Below are 22097 nucleotides of genomic sequence, written 5' to 3'. Positions count from 1 at the left end.
GTGTTAAGCGATCAGGAGATCTTGCGATCCTGGTCCGGCTCGAACGAGTGACCGGATTTCTCCTGTTCCAGGTTGTCTTCGGAGCGGTGACCAGACCAGTAGTCGGCGTTCTTGATGCCGAGCTTCTCCGGGTGGAACACCGGATCCAGCCCCTGGGCCTGCTGGGCCTCGTAGTCTTTCAGACAGGTGAAGGCGGTCTTTTGCAGCAGCAGAATGGCGATGATGTTGAGCCAGGCCATCAGGCCGACCCCGATGTCACCCATGCCCCAGGCCAGATCGGCGGTCTTGACGGTACCGTAGACGATGGCCGCCATCAGACCAAGCTTCAACAGGAAGGTGAGCCAGGGGCGGTTAATCTTGCGGTTGACGAACGCTATGTTGGTCTCGGCGATGTAGTAGTAGGCGACGATGGTGGTGAACGCGAAGAAGAACAGCGCGATGGCCACGAACATGCTGCCAAAGCCCGGCATCATGCTCTCCATGGCGGTCTGCACATAGCCCGGGCCCGCAGCCACGCCGGCGATGCCGGTGTAGAGCGCCGCGCCATCCGGACCCTGCACGTTGTAGAGGCCGGTGATGAGCAGCATGAAGCCGGTGGCGGAACAGACGAACAGGGTGTCGATGTAGACGGAGAACGCCTGCACCAGGCCCTGCTTGGCCGGGTGGCTTACCGCAGCGGCGGAGGAGGCGTGCGGACCGGTACCCTGGCCTGCTTCGTTGGAGTAGACCCCGCGTTTGACCCCCCACATGATGGCCAGACCCAGAATGGCACCGAAGCCGGCATCCATCCCGAAGGCGCTCTTCCAGATCAGCAGGATCACGCCCGGCAGCGCATGGATGTTGAGGGCTATGATGACGCAGGCGACGATAATGTAGCCCAGCGCCATGAAGGGCACCACGGTACTGGCGAAGCTGGCGATGCGCTTGACGCCGCCGAAGATGATGAAACCGAGCAGCAGCGCCAGACCGGCGGCGGTGACGTTCGGATCGATATCAAATGCAGTCTGCAGACTGGCCCCGATGGAGTTGGCCTGCACCCCCGGCAGCAACACGCCGCAGGCGAAGATGGTGGCGATGGCGAAGGTCCAGGCGAACCAGCTCATGCCAAGTCCCTTCTCGATGTAGAAGGCTGGGCCGCCGCGGTATTCGCCGTTGATCTTCTCCTTGTAGACCTGACCTAGGGTGGATTCCACGAAGGCGGAGCTGGCGCCGAGGAAGGCTACCATCCACATCCAGAACAGGGCGCCCGGGCCACCGAAGGTGATGGCGGTGGCGACCCCGGCGATGTTGCCGGTACCGACGCGACCGGCCAGGGTCATGGCCAGCGCCTGGAAGGAGGAGACCCCCGCATCCGTGCTCTTGCCATCAAACATCAAGCGGATCATCTCCTTGATGTGACGCAGTTGCAAAAAGCGGCTGCGCAGGGAGAAGTAGAGGCCTACCCCCAGACACAGGTAGATGAGCGCAGGGCTCCAAATCACACCATTGATGGCATTGACGATCTCATTCATGTACAACAACTCCTTTGTTGTGCTGTCTTGTTGGCGGGGTCTTTGCCCCGCTCCCTTGAATTTCAGGTGACCCTGGGGTCACTCGTTATGATTGGGGGCTGGTCGGTGGCGGAAGTTTCCACTGGCCAGTCCGCGGGTTTTAACATATCGATTTGTGTAAGGGCTTCCTAGCGAAATATGTTGTCACCTTGTTAATTTGTGAATTGACATTAACAAATCGTGATGTGGTTGGACAAAATGCGGTGTCAACCCGGTATCATCTCCTCTTTCATCGGCATGCCCGTGGGGGAGAAGCAGAGCAAAATCGAGGCCAAGGATGCAGACAGAGAGAGAGACGGCGGTGATCCGCCCGGCCTGCGCCGGGGATGTGGCCGCCATGGCCGACTTGTTCGGCCAGCTGGGCTACCCGGTCAGCCCACAGGCGCTGGAGGACCGCTGGCTGACGCCGGATCCGGCCCGCGAGGTGCTGGTGGCCTGCCTCGATGAGGGGATCGCAGGCGTCTTGGTGTGGCACTGGCTGAATCCGCTGCACGTTGCACCAGAGTGGGGCCTGATCTCGGCGCTGGTTGTCGATGAGGGTGCAAGGGGACGCGGCGTGGGGGCCGCTCTGCTGGCCGTGGCAGAGAGCCATGCACGGGAGCGGGGTTGCAGCCAGCTGGAGCTTTCCAGCAGCCTCAAGCGGGAAGGGGCCCATCGCTTTTATCTGGCGCAGGGGTATGTCGAGCGTCCGAAACGGTTTGTGAAAACAGTCTGATCAGCAAGAGGAGTCTGCGTGTTCTGGTCTCGCTTACGAAGTGTGTTTGGTGGTGTGTCCCGGCAAGATGAGCAGGGGCCGGATGCCATGGAGTGGCAGCAGGCCCTGGCCGCTGTGCCCATTTTGCAGGGCTTTTCCCGGGAGGAGGAGCAGACCCTGATCGGGTTGGCACAGCAGCTGCTGGCCCGCAAGACGCTCACCCAGATCGGGGTGACGCTTACCCCCCGCCAGCAGGCGGTGCTGGCCCTGCAGGCGGCGCTGCCCATTCTGCATCTGGGGCTCGACTGGTATCGGGGCTTTCACGAGATCATCCTGATCCCCGAGCCTGTGGTGCGCCGCCAGCAGGTGCAGGACGAGTTCGGGCTGGTGAGCGAGGTGGAAGAGGAGAACGCCGGCGAATCCTGGCCCCAGGGGCCGCTGGTACTGGCCTGGAGCGAGCTGCAGCAGGATGGGGACTGGGACGGCTTCAATCTGGTGATCCACGAGCTGACCCACAAGCTCGACATGCTGGGAGGGGAGGCCGACGGGGCGCCGCCGCTGCCGGCAGGCATGGATCCGCGCCAGTGGACAAGCGCGCTGCAGTCGGCATTCGATGCCATGCAGGCACAGCTGGATCGCCATGAGCCCACCGCCATCGACCCTTACGCCGCCTCGCACCCGGCCGAGTTCTTGGCGGTGTGCAGCGAGTGCTTTTTTACCGATCCGCTGCGCCTGCGCGACACCTATCCGGCGGTGTACCAGCAGTTCACCCGCTTCTTCGGCCAGCAGCCGGCGACGCGTTTTCCGGCGACCCGACTGCTGGCGGGGGAGCCCGAGCATCACGGCTAGCCGGGTGAACCTGGCAAATCGCGCCCAACAAAAAGGCACCCCGCGGGGTGCCTTTTTCGTGACAGCTGTGTCGGCCGGGTGCTTAGGCAGCGGCTTTGAGCTGAACGGCGGCGGCTTTCTTGTGATCGCCGATCGGCAGCACGGTACGGCCGAACTGCTCGTTGATCACGGTGGCCATGGCCAGGTAGATGGCGCTGGCGCCGCAGATGATGCCTTCGAAACCGGCGATGGTGCCGATCAGGGTGCTGCCGGTGAAGTCACGGGCGGCCAGCAGGAAGAACAGCACGGTCAGGGAGGCGAACACGAACTGCTTCACGCGCGGGTAGTTGACGGTCCCGATCAGCATGAACAGGGTGAACATGCCCCACATCAGCAGGTACCAGCCCATGTAGGCGTGCGGAGTGGCTTCGGCCAGACCCATGGTCGGCATCACCAGCAGGAACACCAGGCTCCACCAGAAGGTGCCGTAGGAGATGAAGGCAGTCACACCGAAGGTGTTGCCGCGCTTGTACTCCATGATACCGGCGATGATCTGGGCCAGACCGCCATAGCACAGGCCCATGGCCAGGATCATGGCGCTGATGGGGAAGAAACCTGCGTTATGGATGTTCAGCAGAATGGTGGTCATACCGAAACCCATCAGACCCAGAGGGGCAGGGTTGGCCAATTTTTCGCTCACGTGGCGTTCTCCAAAAATAGAGGTGGGGGTTGATAAAAGACGCGCGATTTTAGGCAGGCTCTTGGCCCCGGGCAAGAGGCGGAAGGGACGAAACAGTAAAAAAATAACGGAATTTTTTACCCGGCTGACCATTCGTGCGATCCAGGTAGATGGCAGGTAAATGAATGGTGCGGACAAGGTTGATAAATTGTATTAAGCGGAACGTTTCTGAAAGTTTCATACAGCTCGAGGCGATGGGCTGAGCCGCGCTGTCTACCGTATTTCCACCGCCAAGGCTGAGCACACCTGAGTCCAAAAAATACGCTCATATGCCATCAGACAAGAGGTGTCAATGACCGGTTCAATACAAACGACCTGACTGCCTGTCCGCGGCTTCGGCATGGTTGAGCAAGGGGCATTGCGCCGGGCGAGTGAGCTGACGAGATGGATATCTGAAACAAAGGGTCAGGATGGGGGTGATAAAGTGTTGAACGCGAGCTTGGGTCCTGCAGTTGGCCTTATGCAGTGACGCAGATTGTTGCTGGATAGCCGAGAGGGCTGGCCGGATGAAGGGGGAAGAGAAGGAACGCGGGGCATGCGCTTGGCAACAGGTCTCGAAAGGAGGGCTCAATCCCAAAGAAGAGGGGGAATGGCATCCCCCTCATCCTGCTGATGTCACCGGCTCAATCGTCCAGGGTCAGTACCACCTTGGCCTCCTTGTCGGCCTCCCTGACCTGGCTGTCCAGCACAAACAGCCGCTCCGGCGCGATCCCCTGGCGGTCTACCAGAAACTCCTTGGTGTTCTGGGCACGACGCATGGCCAGATTGCGCAGGGACTTGGCGGTGATGAGCTGCTGATCACGCAGCAGGAGCACCGCCTGGGCGCGCAGGGCCGGACTCGCCTCATCGAGCTTCAGCCGATCGGCCAGATCGCCGAGATCTTCGTTGAAACGCGCCTCATAGGCCTCTGCCAGTGCCGATTGCATGGCGGGGTCCTGCTCCAGCAGATCGAGATCCACCGGGTTGCCGGTGATCTTGGCCAGCACCCGTTCGAGCTTCTGGCGCTGCAAGATGGGGCGCTCCTCGTTGAAGTTGACCTTGCCGCGAATGTTCATGCTGAGCTTGGGCCTGTCCTTGAGAGCCTGTGCCAGCTTGGTCAGCTTCTCCTGCTGGGTGGGGGTGAGATCCGGCTCACCGGGCAGGAAGGGCAGCTCGTCCAGATCCTCGCTGCCACCCGCCAGGGAGGCGAGCAGCGAGAAGGGGGAGGTGACCGCCTTGCGCAAGGTGTTGCCGAGTACGTCCCAGAAGATGTTGCCGAGGCTGAAGTCAGGCTGATCCAGATTGCCCTTCACCTTCAGGTTCATCTGGATGACGCCGTTGGCATCGCTCAGCAGGGCGACCGCCAGCCCCAGCGGCAGATCCTTGGCCTGCTCGCTCTTGACCTTTTCCCCCAGTTGCAACTTCTTGATGGTGATGTCGTTGTCCCCCTCCAGCCGGTTGCCGTGCAACTGGTAGTTGAGCTTCATGGAGAGCTGACCCTTGTCGATGGCGTAACCGGCGTAGGTGCTGGAGTAGGGGGTGAAGGTGGTGAGCTCCAGGTTGTTGAAGGTGACGGCCACGTCCAGCACCGGCTGCTCGATCAGCAGGTTGGTGCCGCCGCGAATGGTTACCGGGGCGTAGCGGTCAACCTTGCCGTTGAAGGCCAGCTCGGAGCGCTGGCCCGGGATGTTGCTGATGTGGCGGCTCTGGCCGCTGAGGGAGGCGATGTCCACCACGAATTCCGGGCTCAGGCTGCGATCGGCAAAGCGCAGGTTGCCCTGCTCGGTGCGTACCTGGGCGATGCTGACGCGGGGGGCCGGCCCGCTGCTGGCGGGCTTGGCCGTGGCCGGTTGCGGCAGCAGCAGTTGCTGCACGTTGGTGACCCTGTCCTCGTTGATCTCGATGCGGGCGAAGGGTTTGCGCAGCAGGATGTCGTCGATCTTCACCTGCTGGCTGATGCCGTCGTAGTGCAGGCCGCTCAGCTGCAGTTGCTCAATTTGCAGCAGGCGCTGGTTGTCGGCCCGATCCAGCACGTTGAGCCGATCGATGTCGAGCCCGCCGCTCAGCTCCAGCTTGCTCAATGCCCCCTTGGCATCGGTGGCCAGGGCCAGCTTGGTGCGGCTGGCAAGTTGGCCGTCGCGTACGCGGATGCGCAACAGATCCTGCAGATAGGGTTGGGCCCAGCTGAGCGGCAGACCCTGTTGCTTGATCTCGCCGTTGAGGCTGAAGGGCGCCAGGGCGAGGTCACCGTCAAAGTCCAGTTTCGCCTGGTTGTTGAGCGCCCCGCTCAAGGTGAGCGGGCTGCTCTGTCCGCTCTGACTGCCCAGCGGACCCAGGGCCAGCGTCAGGGTGGAGAGCTCGCGCAGCAGCGGCTTGCCGCTGCTCGATTCGGTCAGCTTGAGCTGGCCCTGTTCGATGCGGGTCTGCTTGAGGCTCCAGCGCCAGGGTTTGCCCGGGGCGGCCGGTTTGGCGGCTTTGCTCGCTTTGACCGGTGGCTGCGGGATCAGCAGGGTGGCCAGATCCAGCTGCTGGTCGGCATCGAGCACGGCACTGACGGCCGGGGACTTGAGCGTTACCCGGTCGATCTGCAGCGCCTGCTTGTTGCCATCGAGCGCGATGCCGGTCAGCGCCAGCTGCTTGAAGCGGGCAAATTCGCCGCCCTTGCGGCGCTGGAGCTGCCAGTCATTGAGGGTCAGCTTGCCCTTGGAGAGTTGCCAGCCCAGCCCCTGCTTGCCCTCGGCTATCTGGTAGGCAAGCTCGGCGTTGGCCTCGCCCTTGGCCAGCTTGACGTCGAGATAGGGGGCCCAGAGCGGGGCGAAGGGGGCGAGGGCCAGTTTGCCCAGGCTGATCTTCCCCTTGCCGGCGCCGCTCATGATGTCGAGCTCACCGCTCGCCTTGAGCGGGCTCTGCTGATTGAGGGTAGCCCCGAGCACGAAGGGGTTGGCACGGCCCGGGGCGGTGGAAAAGCGCGGCAGTTGCAGGTCGAGCCCGCTCAGGGTCAGGGTGGGCACCCAGCCGGGGCTGCTCTGCTTGCGGCTGTCCTGATAGGCGATTTGGCCCTGCTCGGCTGCCAGCCGGTTGATCTGCACCAGCAGGGGGGCGCCGCTGTCGGTGGTCGCGGCATCACCCGGCGCGAGCAGGCTGGCCAGCGCCTCGGTCAGGTTGAAGCGAGCGTCTTGGCCGCGATCCGCCAGCCGTACCAGATTGACCATCGGCTTGATCAGCCTCGCCTCATCGAGGATCAGGGCGCGCTGGCGCCAGCTTTCCCCTATCAGGGGGGTGAGCTGCAGGCGCTCGAAGGCGACGAGGGGCTGCTGCTGGTCATCGAACAGGGTGGTGGGGCCGATGGCGAGGGAGGGATGGCGCAGGCCGACGTCAATCTCCCCCAGGGTCAGATGCAGACCATAGTGTTTGGCCAGCCAGGTCGGCAGGTGGCGCTGGGTCAGCGTGGGGGCTTGCCATAACAGAATAAGCAGGGAGAGCAGCAGGGCGGCGCAGAAGTAGAGAGCGTAGCGCAGCAGGCGGGCACGCAGGGGCTTGGGCATGAGGGTCTCCAATTGATGCGCATAGGGTAACAAACTTTCAGGTCATTATCATGGTGCCACTTGATTCTGTACGCCGTACCTTGTCCAGAGGCTTGCCAGTTTTCCGCTCTTTTGAAGTGCGTCCAGCCACAGCTCCAGCTGCTGCACCGAGACCTTGCCATCCGGGCTGAGCAGGGCCCGCAGCGTGTATTGCTGATCCCATTTGTCCGATCGCAGCAGGCGCGCGGCCTGTTCCGGCTGTTCTTTCTCGAACTGGTTGAGGTAGGAGAGGTTGAGGATGGCCACCTCGCCGCGCCCCTTGAACAGCCCCTGCAGCGCGCTGACGTTGTCCTTGACCAGGGTGATGTTGAAGCGTCGCTTCATGTTGCCCGGTGTCGCGTCGAAGTTGGCGATGCCGTAGTGATAGCCGCTGACCCCGATCAGCTGGCGTTGCTCCAGATGATCAAAGAAGGATTGATCCCGCCCCGGCGCCTTGAGTGCAACATAGATCTCCCCACCCAGCAGCAGCGGACGGGTCATCAGCACCTCATCGGCATGCCAATCCCAATGGATGTCTTCAAACAGGATCAGGGAGAAGCGACCGAGGGCCAGCGCCTGGTAGCGGTGGGTGGCGGAGGTGGGCACGAAGACGAAACGCACGTCCCGCTGGATGTCGTTGAGCTGGGCGATAAGATCCAGGGTCAGCCCGTGATAGCCGTCGTTCGCATCCTTGATCACAAAGGGGGCATAGGGGTAGCCGCCGACCCGGATCACAGGGTGGCCCCATGCCCCGCAGCAGAGCAGCAGCAACAACCAGCACCAGCGTTTCATCGGGGCTCCCGGAAGGGGGTAAATAACCCCAGATTCGGTTAATCTGCGCCAGTTTTCAAGCCGTTAAGGGAATTTACGCAGCGCTGCTCGGCCGCCTCCAGCTCGGCCATCACCATCTGGATATCCTCCAGCTGCTGGCGCAGGGAGTGGCGCTTGGTTTCGATGAGCTGGATCATGGAGTTGAGCTGGGTCTTGCTGGAGCGGTCGGTGTCATACATGTCGAACAGCTCGCGGATCTCCGCCAGGCTGAAGCCGAGGCGTTTGCCGCGCAGGGTCAGCTTGAGGCGGATCTTGTCCTTGTGGCTGTAGATGCGGGTCTGTCCCTCCCGGGTCGGGGTGATGAGCCCCTCGTCCTCGTAGTAGCGGATGGTGCGCGGGGTGATGTCAAACTCGTGAGCCAGCTCGGAGATGCTGTAGGTCACCTCCTTGCCGGCGAGTCCGTGGGCGAGGGTATTGGGCATGGCGGGGCTCCTTAGTGCGGGGATGGCTGGCACAGCCGCGTGCGCAGCCGCTCGGCGTTGGCGTGCAGGGCCCGGCCGACCCGCGAGCCGTTGGGGCGGCCAAGCTGTTCGCTGACCCACTGGCCGGTGGCGGCCAGCTTGTCGAGATCGACGCCTGTGCCCATGCCAAGGCCGTGCAGCAGATAGACCACCTCCTCCGAGGCGACGTTGCCGGAGGCGCCGGGGGCATAGGGGCAGCCGCCGAGCCCGGCCACCGAGCTGTCGATGGTGCGGATGCCGCGCTCCAGCGCCGGCAGCAGGTTGGCCAGCCCCTGGCCATAGGTGTCGTGAAAATGGACGGCCAGCCGGCCGGCCGGGATCTCGTGCAGCACCGCATCCAGCATGGGGGCCACCGTGCCCGGGGTGCCGACGCCGATGGTGTCGCCGAGGGATATCTCGTGGCAGCCCAGATCCAGCAGTCGCTCGGCCATGGCGGCGACCCGCTTGGGCCGGGTCGGGCCGTCGAACGGGCAGGCGATGACGGTGGAGAGGTAGCCGCGCACCTTGATGCCGAGGCTGCGCGCCTCCTGCACCAGGGGGGCGAAGCGCACCAGCGACTCCTCCACGCTGATGCCGATGTTGGCCCGGGTAAAGCCGTCGGAGCAGGCAGTGAAGAGGCCTATCTCGTCGGCGCGGGCGGCGATGGCGGCCTGCAGCCCCTGCAGATTGGGCACCAGGGCGCCGTAACGGGTTGCAACCTTGCGCGGCAGGGCGTCGAACAGTGCGGCGGAATCCGCCATCTGCGGCACCTTTTTGGGGGAGACGAAGGCGCCCACCTCGATGCGCTGCAGCCCGCTCTCGGCCAGCCGGGCGATGAGCTCCAGCCGCTGCACCAGCGAGAGGGTCGCAGTTTCATTTTGCAGGCCGTCCCGCGGCCCCATCTCCACCAGGCTGACCTTGTCGTCCCGGTTCTCCTGTGCTCGGTTCATGAGCGCACCTCCTGCTCGGTCTGCTCTTCGGCAAAGCGCACCAGCACGGCGCCCTGACTCACCTGTTCGCCCTGGCGGCACTGCAGCGCTTCGATCACCCCATCCCGGTCGGCCTTGAGGACGTGCTCCATCTTCATCGCCTCCAGCACCAGCAGGGGCTGCCCCTTGCTGACCGGCTGGCCGGCCTCGACCTGCAGCGCCACCACTATGCCGTGCATGGGGGCCAGGATGCCGGCGCCGCCGCCCATCTCGTGATCATGGTGCAGTTGATGATGCTGATCATCGGCCGAGAAGCGGATGCGTCTGCCCGCCAGTTGCAGCAGATAGTCGCCCTCGCCGAGGGACTGCAGCGGGTAGCGCAGCCAGTTGCCGTCCTGCTGCAGGCGTATGTGATCCGGCCCAAGCTCGAACGGGATCTGTTCACCCTGCCAGAGCAGGGCGCCTGCCCGCTCGGTGAGGGTCAACACCCGGGCCTCCTCGTCGATGCGCACCGCTGCGCTGAAGCTGCGGGTGGGGCCGAGCCGAAAGCCTGTTGCCTGCTGCCAGGGGGAGGCATCGCGCTGGCGACTGGCGAGCCAGAGGGCGGCAAGCGGCCAGGCGAGCGCCGGAACGGGCAGAGTATCGGTGGGAATGGGCCACTGGGTGTGGTGGCCCATCGCCAGCACCTCTGGCTCTTCGCACAGGCGCAGCAAGAGCGGACCGTTGTGCACCAAGGGGCCGAGTTCCAGCGCCGCCAGCGCGTCGGCCAGGCTGGCAAAGGCCTCGCTGCGGCTCGGTGCATGGGCGATCAGCTTGGCGATCATGGGGTCGTAATAGGGGCTCACCGCATCGCCGGCGCTGACCCCGGTATCGATGCGCACCCCCTTGGGCCAGCTGAGCCACTGGATGGGGCCGCTGGCGGGCAGAAAACCGGCGGCCACGTCCTCGGCGTAGAGGCGCGCCTCCACCGCGTGGCCGCGCAGCACCACTTCATCCTGGGTGAGCGGCAGCGGCTTGCCTTCGGCCACTGCCAGCTGCCAGGCCACCAGATCCTGGCCGGTGACGGCCTCGGTGACCGGGTGCTCTACCTGCAGCCGGGTGTTCATCTCCATGAAGAAGAACTCCTCCCCGCACAGCAGAAATTCGATGGTGCCGGCTCCTCGATACTTGATGGCGCGGGCGGCGGCGACGGCCGCCTCGCCCATGGCACGGCGCAGCGCCGGAGGAATGTCGGGGGCGGGGGCCTCCTCGATCACCTTCTGGTGGCGCCGCTGCAACGAGCAGTCCCGGTCCCCCAGATAGATGGCGTTGCCGAGGGTATCGGCAAACACCTGCACCTCCACGTGGCGGGCGCAGGCGAGATAGCGCTCCAGCAGCACATGGTCGTCACCGAAGGCAGAACTTGCCTCCCGCTTGACCGCCGCCAGGGCCGCGTCAAAGTCGGCCAGCTGATCGACCCGGCGCATTCCCTTGCCACCGCCGCCACTGGCAGCCTTGATAAGGAGCGGAAAGCCCACCAGGCTCGCCTGATCGCGCAAAAACTCTGGGTGCTGATCCGCGCCGTGATAACCGGGCAGCACCGGCACGCCGGCGGCCTGCATCAGCGCCTTGGCGCCGGACTTGTCGCCCATGGCGAGAATGGCGGCGCCACTTGGGCCGATGAAGCGAAAGCCCCGCTGCTCGCAGGCGGCGGCAAAGTCGCTGTTCTCGGAGAGAAAACCGTAGCCCGGGTGGATGGCGTCGGCGTTCGCCTCTTTGGCAATCTTCAGCACCTTGCCGGTGTCGAGGTAGCTCTCCCGGGCGGGGGCCGGCCCCAGATGCCAGGCTTCGTCGGCTTCCCGCACATGCATGGCGCGGGCGTCGGCGTCCGAGTAGAGGGCGATGGTGTGAATGCCGAGGCGCCGGGCGGTCTTGATGATCCGCACGGCGATTTCGCCGCGGTTGGCGATCAGCAGACGCTTGATTGGAGTGTGGTTGGTCATGCTGGCTCCCTGTTGTTCAAGGCGCACAAGTGCGAAGCGTGTTGATCCACACGCCAGTTATATTGACCAGAGTTGGCGATCAGCAGGCGCTTGATGGGGTGGTATTGAGTCATGCTTCGTCCTTGAAACGGGGGCGCCAGGCGGGAGGTCGTTTGTCGAAGAAGGCTTGCATCCCCTCCTGGGCTTCGAGACCGACCCGTACCCGGGCGATGGTCTCGACGGTTTTCTCTTCGTGCAGGCTGGCGCTGTGGTTCTCGAGGGCGGCCAGCAGCCGCTTGGTCTCTTTCATCGCCTGGGGCCCGTTGCGGCACAGACGTAGGGCCTGCGCGCGCCCTTCGGTCAGGAGCTGATCCGGCGGGCAGCGCCGGTGCGCCACGTTGAGGCGGCAGGCGGTGACCGCATCGAACGGTTCGGCGCTGAGCATCAGGGCGCGGGCCTGGCGCATTCCCATGGCGCGCACCACGTAGGGACTGATCACCGCGGGCACCAGCCCGAGGCTCACCTCCGAGAGACAGAAGCGGGCGTCATCGGCGGCCAGCACCAGGTCGCAGGCGCAGATAAGGCCAAGCGCCCCGCCGTAGGCGGCGCCCTGTACCAGCGCCACCGTGGGGAAGGGGAGCTCGTCCAGGGTTTGCATCAGCCGGGCCAGCACCCGGGCGTCTTCCCGGTTGTGCTCGAAATCGGCGTGGGCCTGGTTGCGCATCCAGTTGAGATCGGCGCCAGCGCAAAAATGTTTGCCTTCGGCGCGCAGCAGCAAGGCGTGGGGGCGGTCGGCAAGGGCCTGGCCGTGGGTGTGGGCCAGCTCGTCGAGGCAGTCCAGCAGCCCCAGCATGAGGTCGGCGTCAAAGGCGTTGTGGCGGGCCGGGCGCGACAGCACCAGCTCGGCCAGCGGGCCGTGTCGCTCCAGCCGAAAACCGGACTGGGTGTCGTGACTGAGTGGATCGGACATGTTAACTCCTTACATCCGGAAGATGCCGTACTGTTCCGGGCCGGTCTCGGCCCCCTGGCAGGCCGCCAGCGCCAACGCCAGCACGGTGCGACTCTGGGTCGGGTCGATGACGCCGTCATCCCACAGGCGAGCGCTGGCGTAGTAGGGGTGGCCCTGACGCTCATACTGCTCGATCACCGGGGCGCGGATGGCGGCTGCCTCCTGCTCGCTCAACGGCTTGCCCTCGGCGGCCAGCTTGTCCCGGCGCACCTGCACCAGCACCCCGGCCGCCTGCTCGCCCCCCATGACGGAGATGCGGCTGTTGGGCCAGCTGAACAGAAAATCGGGGTCGTAGGCGCGCCCGCACATGCCGTAGTTGCCGGCGCCGAAGCTGCCGCCGACGACCAGGGTGATCTTGGGCACCCGGCTGCAGGCCACCGCGGTGACCAGCTTGGCGCCGTGCTTGGCGATCCCTTCGCGCTCAGCCGAGCTGCCCACCATAAAGCCGGTGATGTTCTGCAAAAAGAGCAGCGGAATGGCGCGCCGGTTGCAGAGCTGGATGAAGTGGGCTCCCTTCTGGGCGCTGTCGCTGTGCAGTACCCCGTTGTTGGCGAGGATCCCCACCGGCATGCCGCAGATCCGGGCAAAGCCGGTGACCAGGGTGGTGCCGAACAGCGCCTTGAATTCGTCAAAGTCCGAGCCATCCACCAGTCGGGCGATCAGCTCCCGCGCGTCATAGGGGCGCTTGAGGCTGGTGCCCACCAGGCCGTAGAGCTCCTCGATGGGGTAGCAGGGGGGCTCGTAGCCGGGGTTGGTCTCTACCGGTTCGTTGCCCAGATGAGTCACTAGGGTGCGGGCGATGGCCAGCGCATGGGCATCGTCGCGGGCCATGTGATCCGCCACCCCGGAGTGGGCGCAGTGCACCTCGGCGCCGCCCAGGGCCTCGGCACTGATCTCCTCGCCGGTGGCGGCCTTGACCAGCGGCGGGCCCGCCAGAAAGATGGTGGCCTGTTCTTTGACCATGATGGACTCGTCCGCCATGGCGGGCACGTAGGCGCCACCGGCGGTACAAAGCCCCATCACCACCGCTAGCTGGGGGATGTTCTGGGCCGACATGCGGGCCTGGTTGTAGAAAATGCGGCCAAAATGTTCCCGGTCGGGAAACACCTCGTCCTGCATCGGCAAGAAGGCGCCGCCGGAATCCACCAGATAGAGGCAGGGGAGGCGCAGCCGTTCGGCGATGGTCTGGGCGCGCAGGTGTTTTTTCACCGTGAGCGGGTAGTAGGTGCCCCCCTTCACGGTGGCATCGTTCACCACCAGCATGCACAGGCGCCCCGAGACCCGGCCGATACCGGTGAGGATGCCGGCGGCGGGCACCGGCTCGTCATAGACCTGCCAGCCGGCCAGCGCCGAGAGTTCGAGAAAGGGGGAGCCCGGGTCCAGCAGCTGGTTGATGCGCTCGCGGGGCAGCAGCTTGCCGCGGGCCTGATGGCGGGCGTTGTTGGCCGCGCCGCCGCCCAAGGCTATCTCCTCCAGGCGGGCATTGAGATCGTCGACCAGAGCCTGCATGGCGACCCGATTGGCCTCGTAGTCGGGGCTGGCGGTGTCGAGGCGGGAGTGGAGCCTGCTCATGCGTTATCTCCCATCAGCTCGCGGCCGATGAGCCAGCGGCGGATCTCCGAGGTGCCGGCGCCTATTTCGTAGAGCTTGGCGTCCCGCAACAATCGACCGGTGGGGTATTCGTTGATGTAGCCGTTGCCGCCAAGCAGCTGGATGGCATCGAGCGCCATCTGGGTGGCATTTTCGGCGGCAAACAGGATGGCGGCGGCGCAATCCTTGCGGCTGGTGCGGCCCTGGTCACAGGCGCTCGCCACCGAATAGACCAGCGCCCGGCTGCTGGCGAGGCGGGTGTACATGTCGGCGAGCTTGCCCTGCACCAGCTGGAACTCACCGATGGCCTGGCCGAACTGCTTGCGCTCGCGCACATAGGGCAGCACCACGTCCATGCAGGCCTGCATGATGCCAAGGGGGCCGGCCGCCAGCACCACCCGCTCGTAATCCAGCCCGCTCATCAATACTTTGACCCCGCCATGCAGGGGGCCCAGCAGGTTCTCCTGCGGCACCCGGCAGTTGTCAAACACCAGCTCGCAGGTGCTGGAGCCGCGCATCCCCAGCTTGTCGAGCTTCTGGGCGGTGGAGAAACCGGGAGTCCCCGCCTCGACGATAAAGGCTGAAATCCCTTTGGGACCGGCAGCGGCATCGGTCTTGGCATAGATGACGAAGGTGTCGGCATCGGGCCCGTTGGTGATCCACATTTTGTTGCCGTTCAGCACGAAGTGATCCCCCTCGCGCACTGCGGTGAGGCGCATGCTCACCACGTCGGATCCGGCACCCGGCTCGCTCATGGCCAGCGCCCCCACATGCTCGCCGCTCACCAGCGGGGGCAGGTAGCGCGCTTTTTGCTCCGCCGTGCCGTGGCGGTGGATCTGGTTGATGCAGAGGTTGGAGTGGGCGCCGTAGGAGAGGCCGACCGAGGCGCTGGCACGGCTCACCTGCTCCATCACCAGCACGTGGGCCAGATAGCCGAGGTTCACCCCGTCATACTCCTCCGCCACCGTGATGCCGTGCAGCCCCAGCTCACCCATCCGGGGCCAGAGATCGCGGGGGAAGACGTTGCTCTGATCGATGTCGCCGGCGCGCGGCGCGATCACTTTCTGGCAGAAGGCCTCGACCTGCTCGGTCAGGGCGCACAGGGTCTCGTCCATCACTGCATGCATCCTTGCTCTCCTCATATGAAGGGGTGACAGCCTGGCGGCCGAGCTGAAACAGGGGGCCAAACTGGTCAGTCCATTTGTGATTTAAGTTTACGTTAGCGTAAACGTAAATTGATTGTTAGTCTAAGGTAAATTTGTTGCGCCATGACGGCAAGGGCGATTGCCCGGTCGTGATGGTCCCCCGTCACAGGAGTGCCCATGGCCCGCCCGCAAACGGCCCATGATGTGTCAGCAAGGAGAGAGTGCCCATGAACAACCATCAGACCCGGTTCGGTGACGTGCCGCTGCACATCGGCGGGGAGGCGTACCCTTCCGCGAGCGAGCAGTGGATCGAGGTGACCGACCCGGCGGATCAGAGCCTGCTGGCGCGAGTGCCGAAGGCTACCTCGGCAGAAATTGCGCTCGCGGTGCGCACCGCCCACGACGCCTATCTGCTGTGGCGGGAGGTGCCGGCCTCCGAGCGGGCTCGGGTGATGTTCAACTACCAGCACCTGTTGAAGACGCATCACGACGAGCTGGCGGCCCTGCTGGCCCAGGAGACCGGCAAGAACCTAGCGGATGCCAAGGGGGATGTGTGGCGCGGCATCGAGGTGGTGGAGCAGGCCTGCGCCATCGCCAGTCAGACCCTGGGGGAGACCATGGGCAACGTGGCCCGCCGGGTCGACGGCCACTCCTGGGTGCAGCCGCTCGGGGTCTGCCTTGGCATCACCCCCTTCAACTTTCCGGCCATGATCCCGCTTTGGATGTTCCCGCTGGCGGTGGCCTGCGGCAACGGCTTCGTGCTCAAGCCCTCTGAGCAGGATCCGCTCACCCCCATGCGCCTGGCCGAGCTGTTTGCCGAGGCGGGGGCCCCCAGGGGCATTCTGTCGGTGGTGCACGGCGGTGCCGAGCAGGTGGATGCGCTGCTGGCCCATCCCGACATCAAGGCGATCAGCTTCGTCGGCTCGGCCCGGGTCGGCGGCCACGTCTATCGCAGCGCCACTTCCCAGCTCAAGCGGGCCCAGTGCTTTGTCGGCGCCAAGAACCACATGGTGATCATGCCGGATGCCAACAAGGCGCAGGTGTTGAGCAACCTGGTGGGGGCCGGGGTCGGCGCCGCCGGTCAGCGCTGCATGGCCATCAGCGTGGCGGTGTTCGTGGGCAGTGCCCGGGAGTGGATCCCCGAGCTCGCCGCCGAGTTTGCCAAGGTGAAGCCCGGCGTCTGGCACGATCCCGAAGCCGCTTATGGCCCGCTCATCAGCCCGGAGGCGAAAGTCAGGGTAGAGGGGCTTATCGAGGCGGGGATCGCCGAGGGGGCCGAGTGCCTGCTGGACGGCCGCTTCTGCGACGTGCCCGGCTACCCGGTGGGCAACTGGGTGGGGCCGACCCTGTTTCGCGGCGTGACCCCCGAGATGCGTATCTATAAGGAGGAGATCTTCGGGCCCGTGCTGGCCTGCCTCGAGGTGGCGAGCCTGGATGAGGCGCTCGCCCTCATCAACGACAACCCCTACGGCAACGGCACCTCCATCTTCACCGGCTGCGGCGCCGCCGCCCGCAAATTCCGTCACGAGGTGGCGGTGGGCCAGGTGGGGATCAACGTTCCCATCCCGGTGCCGTTGCCGTTCTTCTCCTTCACCGGCTGGCGCGGCTCTTTCTACGGGGATCTGCACGCCTACGGCAAGCAGGCGGTGCGTTTTTACACCGAGACCAAGACGGTGACCGAACGCTGGTTCGATGAAGACATCCCGACCGGCCCCAACATGACCATCCAGCTGCGCTGACGGCAGGTTGCTCGGGCGCACACACTGACAGAAATGGATCGAACAAGTACAAGGAAGCAAACAAGATGGATTTTAACCTGACCCCGGATCAGCAGGCCTATGTGGAGGCTGCCAGTGCCTTTGCCGAGGAGGCGCTCAAGCCCCACGCCGCGCGCTGGGACAAGGAGCACGAATTTCCCGTCCCGACCATCAAGCAGGCGGCGGCACTCGGCTTTTGCGGCCTCTACACCCCGGAGCAGTATGGCGGCCTCGGCCTGCCGAGGCTCGATGCCTGCCTTATCTTCGAGCGCCTCGCCATGGGCTGCACCTCCACCACCGCCTATCTGACCATCCACAACATGGTGAGCTGGATGCTGGGCAGCTGGCTGCCTGCCGAGGTGGCCGAGGAGTGGGTACCGAGGCTCGCCAGCGGCGAGCTGCTGGGTTCTTATTGCCTCACCGAGCCGGGGGCCGGCTCCGACGCGGCGGCCCTCAAGACCCGCGCCGTGCGCGATGGCGAGGATTACCTTCTCGACGGCAGCAAGGTGTTCATCTCGGGCGCCGGCAGTACCGACGTGCTGGTGGTGATGGCCCGTACCGGTGGCGAGGGGGCGAAGGGGATCTCCGCCTTCATGGTACCGGCCCAGACCCCCGGCGTGAGTTACGGCAAGGCGGAGGAGAAGATGGGCTGGAACAGCCAGCCGACCCGGGAGGTGAACTTCAGCGCCGTGCGCATTCCCGCCCGTTACCGGCTGGGGCAGGAGGGCGAGGGGTTCAAGTTCGCCATGCAGGCGCTCGATGGTGGGCGCATCAACATCGCCACCTGTTCGGTCGGCACCGCCCAGCAGGCCCTCGACGATGCCCTGGCCCATGTGCAGCAGCGCCAGCAATTTGGCCACCCGATCAGCGAATTCCAGAGCGTGCAGTTTCGCCTGGCCGACATGGCCACCGAGCTCGCCGCCGCCCGCCTGCTGGTGCGTCAGGCGGCCGCGAGACTCGATGCCGGGGCGCCGGACAAGAGCGCCTGGTGCGCCATGGCCAAGCGTTTTGCCACCGACGTGGGTCACCGCATCTGCGACGACGCCCTGCAACTCTTTGGCGGCTATGGTTATATCCGCGAGTACCCGCTCGAGCGCTACCTGCGCGATACCCGGGTCCACCGCATTCTGGAAGGGACGAATGAAGTGATGCGGCTCATCATCGCCCGCCGTCTGCTGGCCGAGCCCGGTCTGGCGCTGGAGTAGCGAGAGGGGGCCGCCCTGACGACGCGGTTGGCGTGACTCGTCGTCAGGCTTTGTGAGCCAGCCGCAGGTCGGCTCCATTCAACCCTGTCATCATGGGGCAGGTTTTTTGACAAGGACAACGCAATGACAAGGATCAGGCTCGAATATCAGGGGCACGTGGCCTACATCACCCTCGACCATCCTCCCGCCAACACCTGGACGCTCGCCAGCCTGCAGGCCTTCTTGCGGATGATGGAGGAGCTCGACAGCCGCCCCGACGTGGTGGCGCTGGTGCTCCGCGGGGCCGGAGACAAGTTCTTCTGCGCCGGCGCCGATCTCAACATGTTTGCCGACGGCGATCTTGAGCACGCCCGCGAGGTGGCCGAGGCCTTTGGCCGCGCCTTCGAGGCGTTGGCCCGCTTTCACGGAGTCAGCATCGCCGCCATCAATGGCTACGCAATGGGCGGGGGCCTCGAGGTGGCGCTGGCCTGCGACATCCGCATCGCCGAGCAGCAGGCCAAGCTGGGCCTGCCGGAGGCCTCGGTGGGGCTCTTGCCCTGCGCCGGCGGCACCCAGCGCCTGACCGAACTGGTGGGACCGGGTTGGGCCAAGCGAATGATCCTCTGCGGCGAGAAGGTGAGCGCCACCCTGGCCTACGAGATGGGGCTGGTGGAGGAGGTGGTGAAGGAGGGGCACGCTTGGGAGGCGGCGCACCAGATGGCCCAGCTGGTGGAGCGTCAGAGCCCGAGCGCCCTGCGCGCCTGCAAGACCCTCATCAATCAGGGGCGAAGCGGCCACCGGGACGCGGCGCTGCCGCTCGAGCGCAGCCTGTTCCTCACCCTGTTTGACGATGCCAACCAGCGCGAGGGGGTGGCCGCCTTCCTCGCGAAGCGGCCCCCGCGTTGGCACTATGACCAATCCAAACCCGTAAAGAGTGGGGGAGTGAAGGATGAATGACGTATTGATGGCCACCCGCCGTGTCGCAGGGGCTCGCCATGAGTGAGCCTGTGCGCATCGAGACCCACCCCACGGCGGATGGTCGCCACATCGGCATGCTGATCCTGGACAGCCCCGCCTCCCTCAACGCCCTGAGCCTTGAGATGATCCAGTTGTTGCAGGGGGCGCTGACCCGCTGGGAGCAGGACCCGGCCATCGCCTGCGTGCTGCTTCAGGGGGCCGGCGAGAAGGCGTTTTGCGCCGGCGGTGACATCCGCTCCTTCTATTACCGCAAGCAGGAGGCGAGCGAGTCGGCACTGTTTGGCTATGCCCGCGACTTCTTCGAGCAGGAGTACCGGCTCGATCACCATATCCATCGCTACAGCAAGCCCCTCATCTGCGTGGCGGACGGCATCTGCATGGGGGGCGGCATCGGCCTCTTTGCCGGGGCCGGCTTTCGGGTGGTGACCGAGAAGAGCCTGTTCGCCATGCCGGAGGTGACCATAGGCCTCTACCCCGACGTGGGGGCCAGCTGGTTTTTGAGCCGCATGCCGGGGCGGCTCGGGCTCTGGCTCGGCCTCACCGGGGCCCGCTTCAACGGGGCGGATGCCATCGGCCTGGGTCTGGCGGATCACGCCATGGCGAGCCACGAGCGGATGGAGCTGCCGGCGCACCTCGCCGCCCTCGACTGGTCCGGCGCTGTCGATGCCAGCGAGCAGATTGAGGGGCTGCTGGCCGGTTTGCAGCGATCCCTTGGCCAGACGCTGCCAGCCCCCGTGCTGCTGCCACACCAGGCTCGCATCGATGCGCTGTTGGCCGGCCGCTCCCTGCAAGGAGTGTTGGCACGCCTCGAGGGGGCCGAGCTGGACGAACCGGCGCTGGCCCAGGCGCGGGCGACCTGCCAGAGCGGCAGCCCCATCAGTCGCGCCATCCTCTGGCGCCAGTTTTGGCAGGCTCGGCGCCACTCCCTGGCCGAGGTGTTTGCCGACGAGCTGGCCCTTTCCGTCAACTGCGTGCTCAGAGGGGACTTCGTGGAAGGGGTGCGGGCCCTGCTCATCGACAAGGACAAGTCTCCCCGCTGGCAGGCTCCGCAGGCGGGCGAGGCCTGGCTGGATGACTTCTATCACTGGCCCGAGGGGAACAACCCCCTGCGTCCCCGCTGACGGGCGATCACACACAAGGAACAGACCATGACAAGGATTGGATTTATCGGGCTTGGCAACATGGGGGGCCCCATGGCCGCCAACCTGGCCAGGGCGGGACACAGGGTGCAGGTGTTTGATCTGGTGGCCGAGAGCCTGACCCGCGCCATCGAAGCCGGCTGCATCGCCGCCGGCGATGCCCGCGAGGCGGTGAGCGACTGCGAGCTGGTGATCAGCATGCTGCCGGCGGGCGAGCATGTGCGCAGCCTCTGGCTTGGTGAAAGCGCCGGTGAGCGGGGCGGGCAGGATCTGCTGGCGGCCCTGCCGCACAACGCCATGGTCATCGACTGCTCCACCATAGACGTGGCCTCGGCCCGCCAGGTGGGGGCGGCGGCGCAGGCGCGCGGCATCCGTTTTCTCGATGCTCCGGTGTCGGGGGGGGTGGCCGGCGCGGCAGCGGGGACGCTGACCTTCATCGTCGGCGGCGAACAAGCGGATTTTGAAGCGGCCAAACCCGTGCTCGCCTGCATGGGGCAGAACCTGTTCCACGCCGGGGCCCTCGGCGCGGGCCAGATCGCCAAGATGTGCAACAACATGCTGCTCGCCATCCACATGGCGGGCACTGCGGAAGCGCTGGCGCTCGGGGTCAAGGAGGGACTGGATCCGGGGGTGCTCTCCACCATCATGGGCAAGAGCTCGGGCAACAACTGGAGCCTGGAACGCTACAACCCCTGGCCCGGGGTGATGGAGAACGTGCCGGCTTCGCGCAACTATCAGGGGGGCTTCATGACCCGGCTGATGGTCAAAGACCTGGGGCTCGCCATGGCCCTGGCCGAGCATGCCCACAGCGCCGTGCCCATGGGGGCGCTGGCGCGCAACCTGTTCAACCTGCACGCCACCAAGGGGCAGGGTGCCCGGGATTTTTCCAGCATCGTCGAACTCTATCTGGACAAGACAGAGCCGGGTTAAGGGCCGCTATCTACCTTTTTACCCGATAGTCTTTGACTCGACAGTCACCGGCCATCTCACCAGGAGCATTTATGGATATCAAACAAAAAGTCATCGCCATCACGGGGGTGGGCAGGGGGCTGGGCCGCGCCATCGCCCTGAGCCTGGCGGAGCAGGGGGCGCAGCTTGCGCTCATCGACGTCAACCGCACCGATCTGGAGGTGACCGAGGCGGAGGTGCGCAGCCGTGACGGTCGCTGCGCCCTGTTCGTCTGCAACGTGGCAAGCGAGCCGGAGGTCGAGGCGACCTTTGCCGCCATCAAGGATCAGCTCGGAGCCCTGCACGCCCTCGTCAACTGCGCTGGCATTCTGCGCGACGGCATGCTGATCAAGGTGAAGGAGGGGGCGCTGGCGGAGAAGATGAGCCTGGCCCAGTGGCAGAGCGTCATCGACGTCAACCTCACTGGCACCTTCCTGTGCGGGCGGGAGGGGGCGGCGCTGATGGCTACTGGCGGAGAGGGGGGCGTCATCATCAACATCTCCTCCATCGCTCGCGCCGGCAACATGGGTCAGAGCAACTATGCCGCCAGCAAGGCGGGGGTGGCCTCCCTGGTGGTCACCTGGGGGAAGGAGCTGGCCCGCCACGGCATCCGGGTGATGGGCATCGCCCCGGGGGTGTTTGCCACCGACATGACGGCGGCGATGAAACCCGAAGCCATGGCCCGCATGCAGCAGGCCATCCCGGTGGGTACCCTAGGGCAGGCGGCGCAGCTGGCCCAGACGGTGGATTTTATTCTCGCCAATGACTATCTGTCGGGGCGGATGATCGAGCTGGACGGCGGCTTGCGCCTCTAGGCTGTGTTCTTAAAGTGA

Annotated in this window: 18 protein-coding genes; 8 read left to right on the top strand and 10 right to left on the bottom strand. The window is 65.3% G+C overall.

Going from position 1 to position 22097, the window contains the following annotated elements; all coding sequences use genetic code 11:
• Nucleotides 1-11: 11 nt before the first annotated feature.
• A complete protein-coding gene (locus CAK78_RS18225; protein ID WP_017779667.1) occupies nt 12-1511 on the bottom strand; it encodes an alanine/glycine:cation symporter family protein in 1500 nt (499 codons plus the stop codon).
• Nucleotides 1512-1827: 316 nt separating this feature from the next.
• Between CAK78_RS18225 and CAK78_RS18220 the strand changes: the two genes are divergently transcribed.
• Entirely contained in the window at nt 1828-2265 is a 438-nt protein-coding gene (locus CAK78_RS18220) for a GNAT family N-acetyltransferase (protein WP_094698216.1), read from the top strand.
• Between the two features lie 18 nt (nt 2266-2283).
• On the top strand, nt 2284-3093 hold the full coding sequence (locus tag CAK78_RS18215; protein ID WP_094698215.1) for a zinc-dependent peptidase: 810 nt from the start codon (nt 2284-2286) through the stop codon (nt 3091-3093).
• A gap of 82 nt (nt 3094-3175) precedes the next feature.
• Here the strand turns inward: CAK78_RS18215 and CAK78_RS18210 are convergent, their stop codons facing one another.
• The 9 genes from CAK78_RS18210 to CAK78_RS18170 form a co-directional block, all read right to left on the bottom strand.
• Nucleotides 3176-3772, bottom strand: coding sequence for an acetate uptake transporter (locus tag CAK78_RS18210; protein WP_017764320.1), 597 nt, complete (start codon nt 3770-3772; stop codon nt 3176-3178).
• A 662-nt stretch (nt 3773-4434) separates the two neighbouring features.
• The gene (locus CAK78_RS18205; RefSeq protein WP_094698218.1) at nt 4435-7335 is read right to left on the bottom strand and encodes a DUF748 domain-containing protein; all 2901 of its coding nucleotides are present in this window, start codon (nt 7333-7335) and stop codon (nt 4435-4437) included.
• A 48-nt stretch (nt 7336-7383) separates the two neighbouring features.
• Complete coding sequence (locus CAK78_RS18200; RefSeq protein WP_094698214.1) at nt 7384-8145, bottom strand: substrate-binding periplasmic protein; 762 nt, start codon at nt 8143-8145, stop codon at nt 7384-7386.
• A 38-nt stretch (nt 8146-8183) separates the two neighbouring features.
• Complete coding sequence (locus tag CAK78_RS18195; RefSeq protein ID WP_005301493.1) at nt 8184-8606, bottom strand: MerR family transcriptional regulator; 423 nt, start codon at nt 8604-8606, stop codon at nt 8184-8186.
• Nucleotides 8607-8617: 11 nt separating this feature from the next.
• Complete coding sequence (locus CAK78_RS18190) at nt 8618-9574, bottom strand: hydroxymethylglutaryl-CoA lyase (RefSeq protein ID WP_094698213.1); 957 nt, start codon at nt 9572-9574, stop codon at nt 8618-8620.
• Nucleotides 9571-11535: an acetyl/propionyl/methylcrotonyl-CoA carboxylase subunit alpha gene (locus CAK78_RS18185; RefSeq protein ID WP_094698212.1), complete on the bottom strand. Its 1965-nt coding sequence runs from the start codon at nt 11533-11535 to the stop codon at nt 9571-9573. The genes CAK78_RS18190 and CAK78_RS18185 overlap by 4 nt, the downstream gene beginning before the upstream one ends.
• A gap of 109 nt (nt 11536-11644) precedes the next feature.
• Nucleotides 11645-12484, bottom strand: coding sequence for an enoyl-CoA hydratase-related protein (locus CAK78_RS18180; RefSeq protein ID WP_094698211.1), 840 nt, complete (start codon nt 12482-12484; stop codon nt 11645-11647).
• Between the two features lie 9 nt (nt 12485-12493).
• Nucleotides 12494-14095, bottom strand: a complete 1602-nt coding sequence (locus tag CAK78_RS18175; protein ID WP_094698210.1) for a carboxyl transferase domain-containing protein — start codon at nt 14093-14095, stop codon at nt 12494-12496.
• Nucleotides 14092-15240 carry an isovaleryl-CoA dehydrogenase gene (locus tag CAK78_RS18170; RefSeq protein WP_094698209.1) on the bottom strand — a complete coding sequence of 383 codons (1149 nt, stop codon included), beginning with the start codon at nt 15238-15240 and terminating at the stop codon, nt 14092-14094. The genes CAK78_RS18175 and CAK78_RS18170 overlap by 4 nt, the downstream gene beginning before the upstream one ends.
• A gap of 245 nt (nt 15241-15485) precedes the next feature.
• On the opposite strand from CAK78_RS18170, the gene CAK78_RS18165 reads away from it, so the two are divergent.
• The 6 genes from CAK78_RS18165 to CAK78_RS18140 all read left to right on the top strand — a co-directional run bounded on the left by CAK78_RS18165 (nt 15486) and on the right by CAK78_RS18140 (nt 22079).
• Nucleotides 15486-16997: a CoA-acylating methylmalonate-semialdehyde dehydrogenase gene (locus CAK78_RS18165; RefSeq protein WP_094698208.1), complete on the top strand. Its 1512-nt coding sequence runs from the start codon at nt 15486-15488 to the stop codon at nt 16995-16997.
• Nucleotides 16998-17062: 65 nt separating this feature from the next.
• Complete coding sequence (locus tag CAK78_RS18160; RefSeq protein WP_176452847.1) at nt 17063-18220, top strand: acyl-CoA dehydrogenase family protein; 1158 nt, start codon at nt 17063-17065, stop codon at nt 18218-18220.
• 123 nt (nt 18221-18343) lie between these two features.
• Nucleotides 18344-19156: an enoyl-CoA hydratase gene (locus CAK78_RS18155; protein WP_094698206.1), complete on the top strand. Its 813-nt coding sequence runs from the start codon at nt 18344-18346 to the stop codon at nt 19154-19156.
• Between the two features lie 38 nt (nt 19157-19194).
• Nucleotides 19195-20298 carry an enoyl-CoA hydratase/isomerase family protein gene (locus CAK78_RS18150; protein WP_094698217.1) on the top strand — a complete coding sequence of 368 codons (1104 nt, stop codon included), beginning with the start codon at nt 19195-19197 and terminating at the stop codon, nt 20296-20298.
• Between the two features lie 27 nt (nt 20299-20325).
• On the top strand, nt 20326-21246 hold the full coding sequence (gene mmsB, locus CAK78_RS18145; RefSeq protein WP_094698205.1) for a 3-hydroxyisobutyrate dehydrogenase: 921 nt from the start codon (nt 20326-20328) through the stop codon (nt 21244-21246).
• A 71-nt stretch (nt 21247-21317) separates the two neighbouring features.
• Nucleotides 21318-22079, top strand: a complete 762-nt coding sequence (locus tag CAK78_RS18140; RefSeq protein ID WP_094698204.1) for an SDR family oxidoreductase — start codon at nt 21318-21320, stop codon at nt 22077-22079.
• Nucleotides 22080-22097 lie beyond the last annotated feature (18 nt).

It is taken from the genome of Aeromonas sp. A35_P (assembly GCF_002259925.1).
GTDB classification, from domain to species: Bacteria; Pseudomonadota; Gammaproteobacteria; order Enterobacterales; family Aeromonadaceae; genus Aeromonas; species Aeromonas dhakensis.
The sequence above is the reverse complement of the archived record's forward strand: the minus strand, read 5'-3'. Positions and strand labels throughout refer to the sequence as shown.

Excerpts from the sequence above, each read along its gene's own strand:
- CAK78_RS18225 (WP_017779667.1), bottom strand. The coding sequence starts at position 1,511 with ATGAATGAGATCGTCAATGCCATCAATGGTGTGATTTGGAGCCCTGCG.
- CAK78_RS18220 (WP_094698216.1), top strand. The coding sequence starts at position 1,828 with ATGCAGACAGAGAGAGAGACGGCGGTGATCCGCCCGGCCTGCGCCGGG.
- CAK78_RS18205 (WP_094698218.1), bottom strand. The coding sequence starts at position 7,335 with ATGCCCAAGCCCCTGCGTGCCCGCCTGCTGCGCTACGCTCTCTACTTC.
- CAK78_RS18200 (WP_094698214.1), bottom strand. The coding sequence starts at position 8,145 with ATGAAACGCTGGTGCTGGTTGTTGCTGCTGCTCTGCTGCGGGGCATGG.
- CAK78_RS18195 (WP_005301493.1), bottom strand. The coding sequence starts at position 8,606 with ATGCCCAATACCCTCGCCCACGGACTCGCCGGCAAGGAGGTGACCTAC.
- CAK78_RS18190 (WP_094698213.1), bottom strand. The coding sequence starts at position 9,574 with ATGAACCGAGCACAGGAGAACCGGGACGACAAGGTCAGCCTGGTGGAG.
- CAK78_RS18185 (WP_094698212.1), bottom strand. The coding sequence starts at position 11,535 with ATGACCAACCACACTCCAATCAAGCGTCTGCTGATCGCCAACCGCGGC.
- CAK78_RS18180 (WP_094698211.1), bottom strand. The coding sequence starts at position 12,484 with ATGTCCGATCCACTCAGTCACGACACCCAGTCCGGTTTTCGGCTGGAG.
- CAK78_RS18175 (WP_094698210.1), bottom strand. The coding sequence starts at position 14,095 with ATGAGCAGGCTCCACTCCCGCCTCGACACCGCCAGCCCCGACTACGAG.
- CAK78_RS18170 (WP_094698209.1), bottom strand. The coding sequence starts at position 15,240 with ATGCATGCAGTGATGGACGAGACCCTGTGCGCCCTGACCGAGCAGGTC.
- CAK78_RS18165 (WP_094698208.1), top strand. The coding sequence starts at position 15,486 with ATGAACAACCATCAGACCCGGTTCGGTGACGTGCCGCTGCACATCGGC.
- CAK78_RS18160 (WP_176452847.1), top strand. The coding sequence starts at position 17,063 with ATGGATTTTAACCTGACCCCGGATCAGCAGGCCTATGTGGAGGCTGCC.
- CAK78_RS18155 (WP_094698206.1), top strand. The coding sequence starts at position 18,344 with ATGACAAGGATCAGGCTCGAATATCAGGGGCACGTGGCCTACATCACC.
- CAK78_RS18150 (WP_094698217.1), top strand. The coding sequence starts at position 19,195 with ATGAGTGAGCCTGTGCGCATCGAGACCCACCCCACGGCGGATGGTCGC.
- mmsB (WP_094698205.1), top strand. The coding sequence starts at position 20,326 with ATGACAAGGATTGGATTTATCGGGCTTGGCAACATGGGGGGCCCCATG.
- CAK78_RS18140 (WP_094698204.1), top strand. The coding sequence starts at position 21,318 with ATGGATATCAAACAAAAAGTCATCGCCATCACGGGGGTGGGCAGGGGG.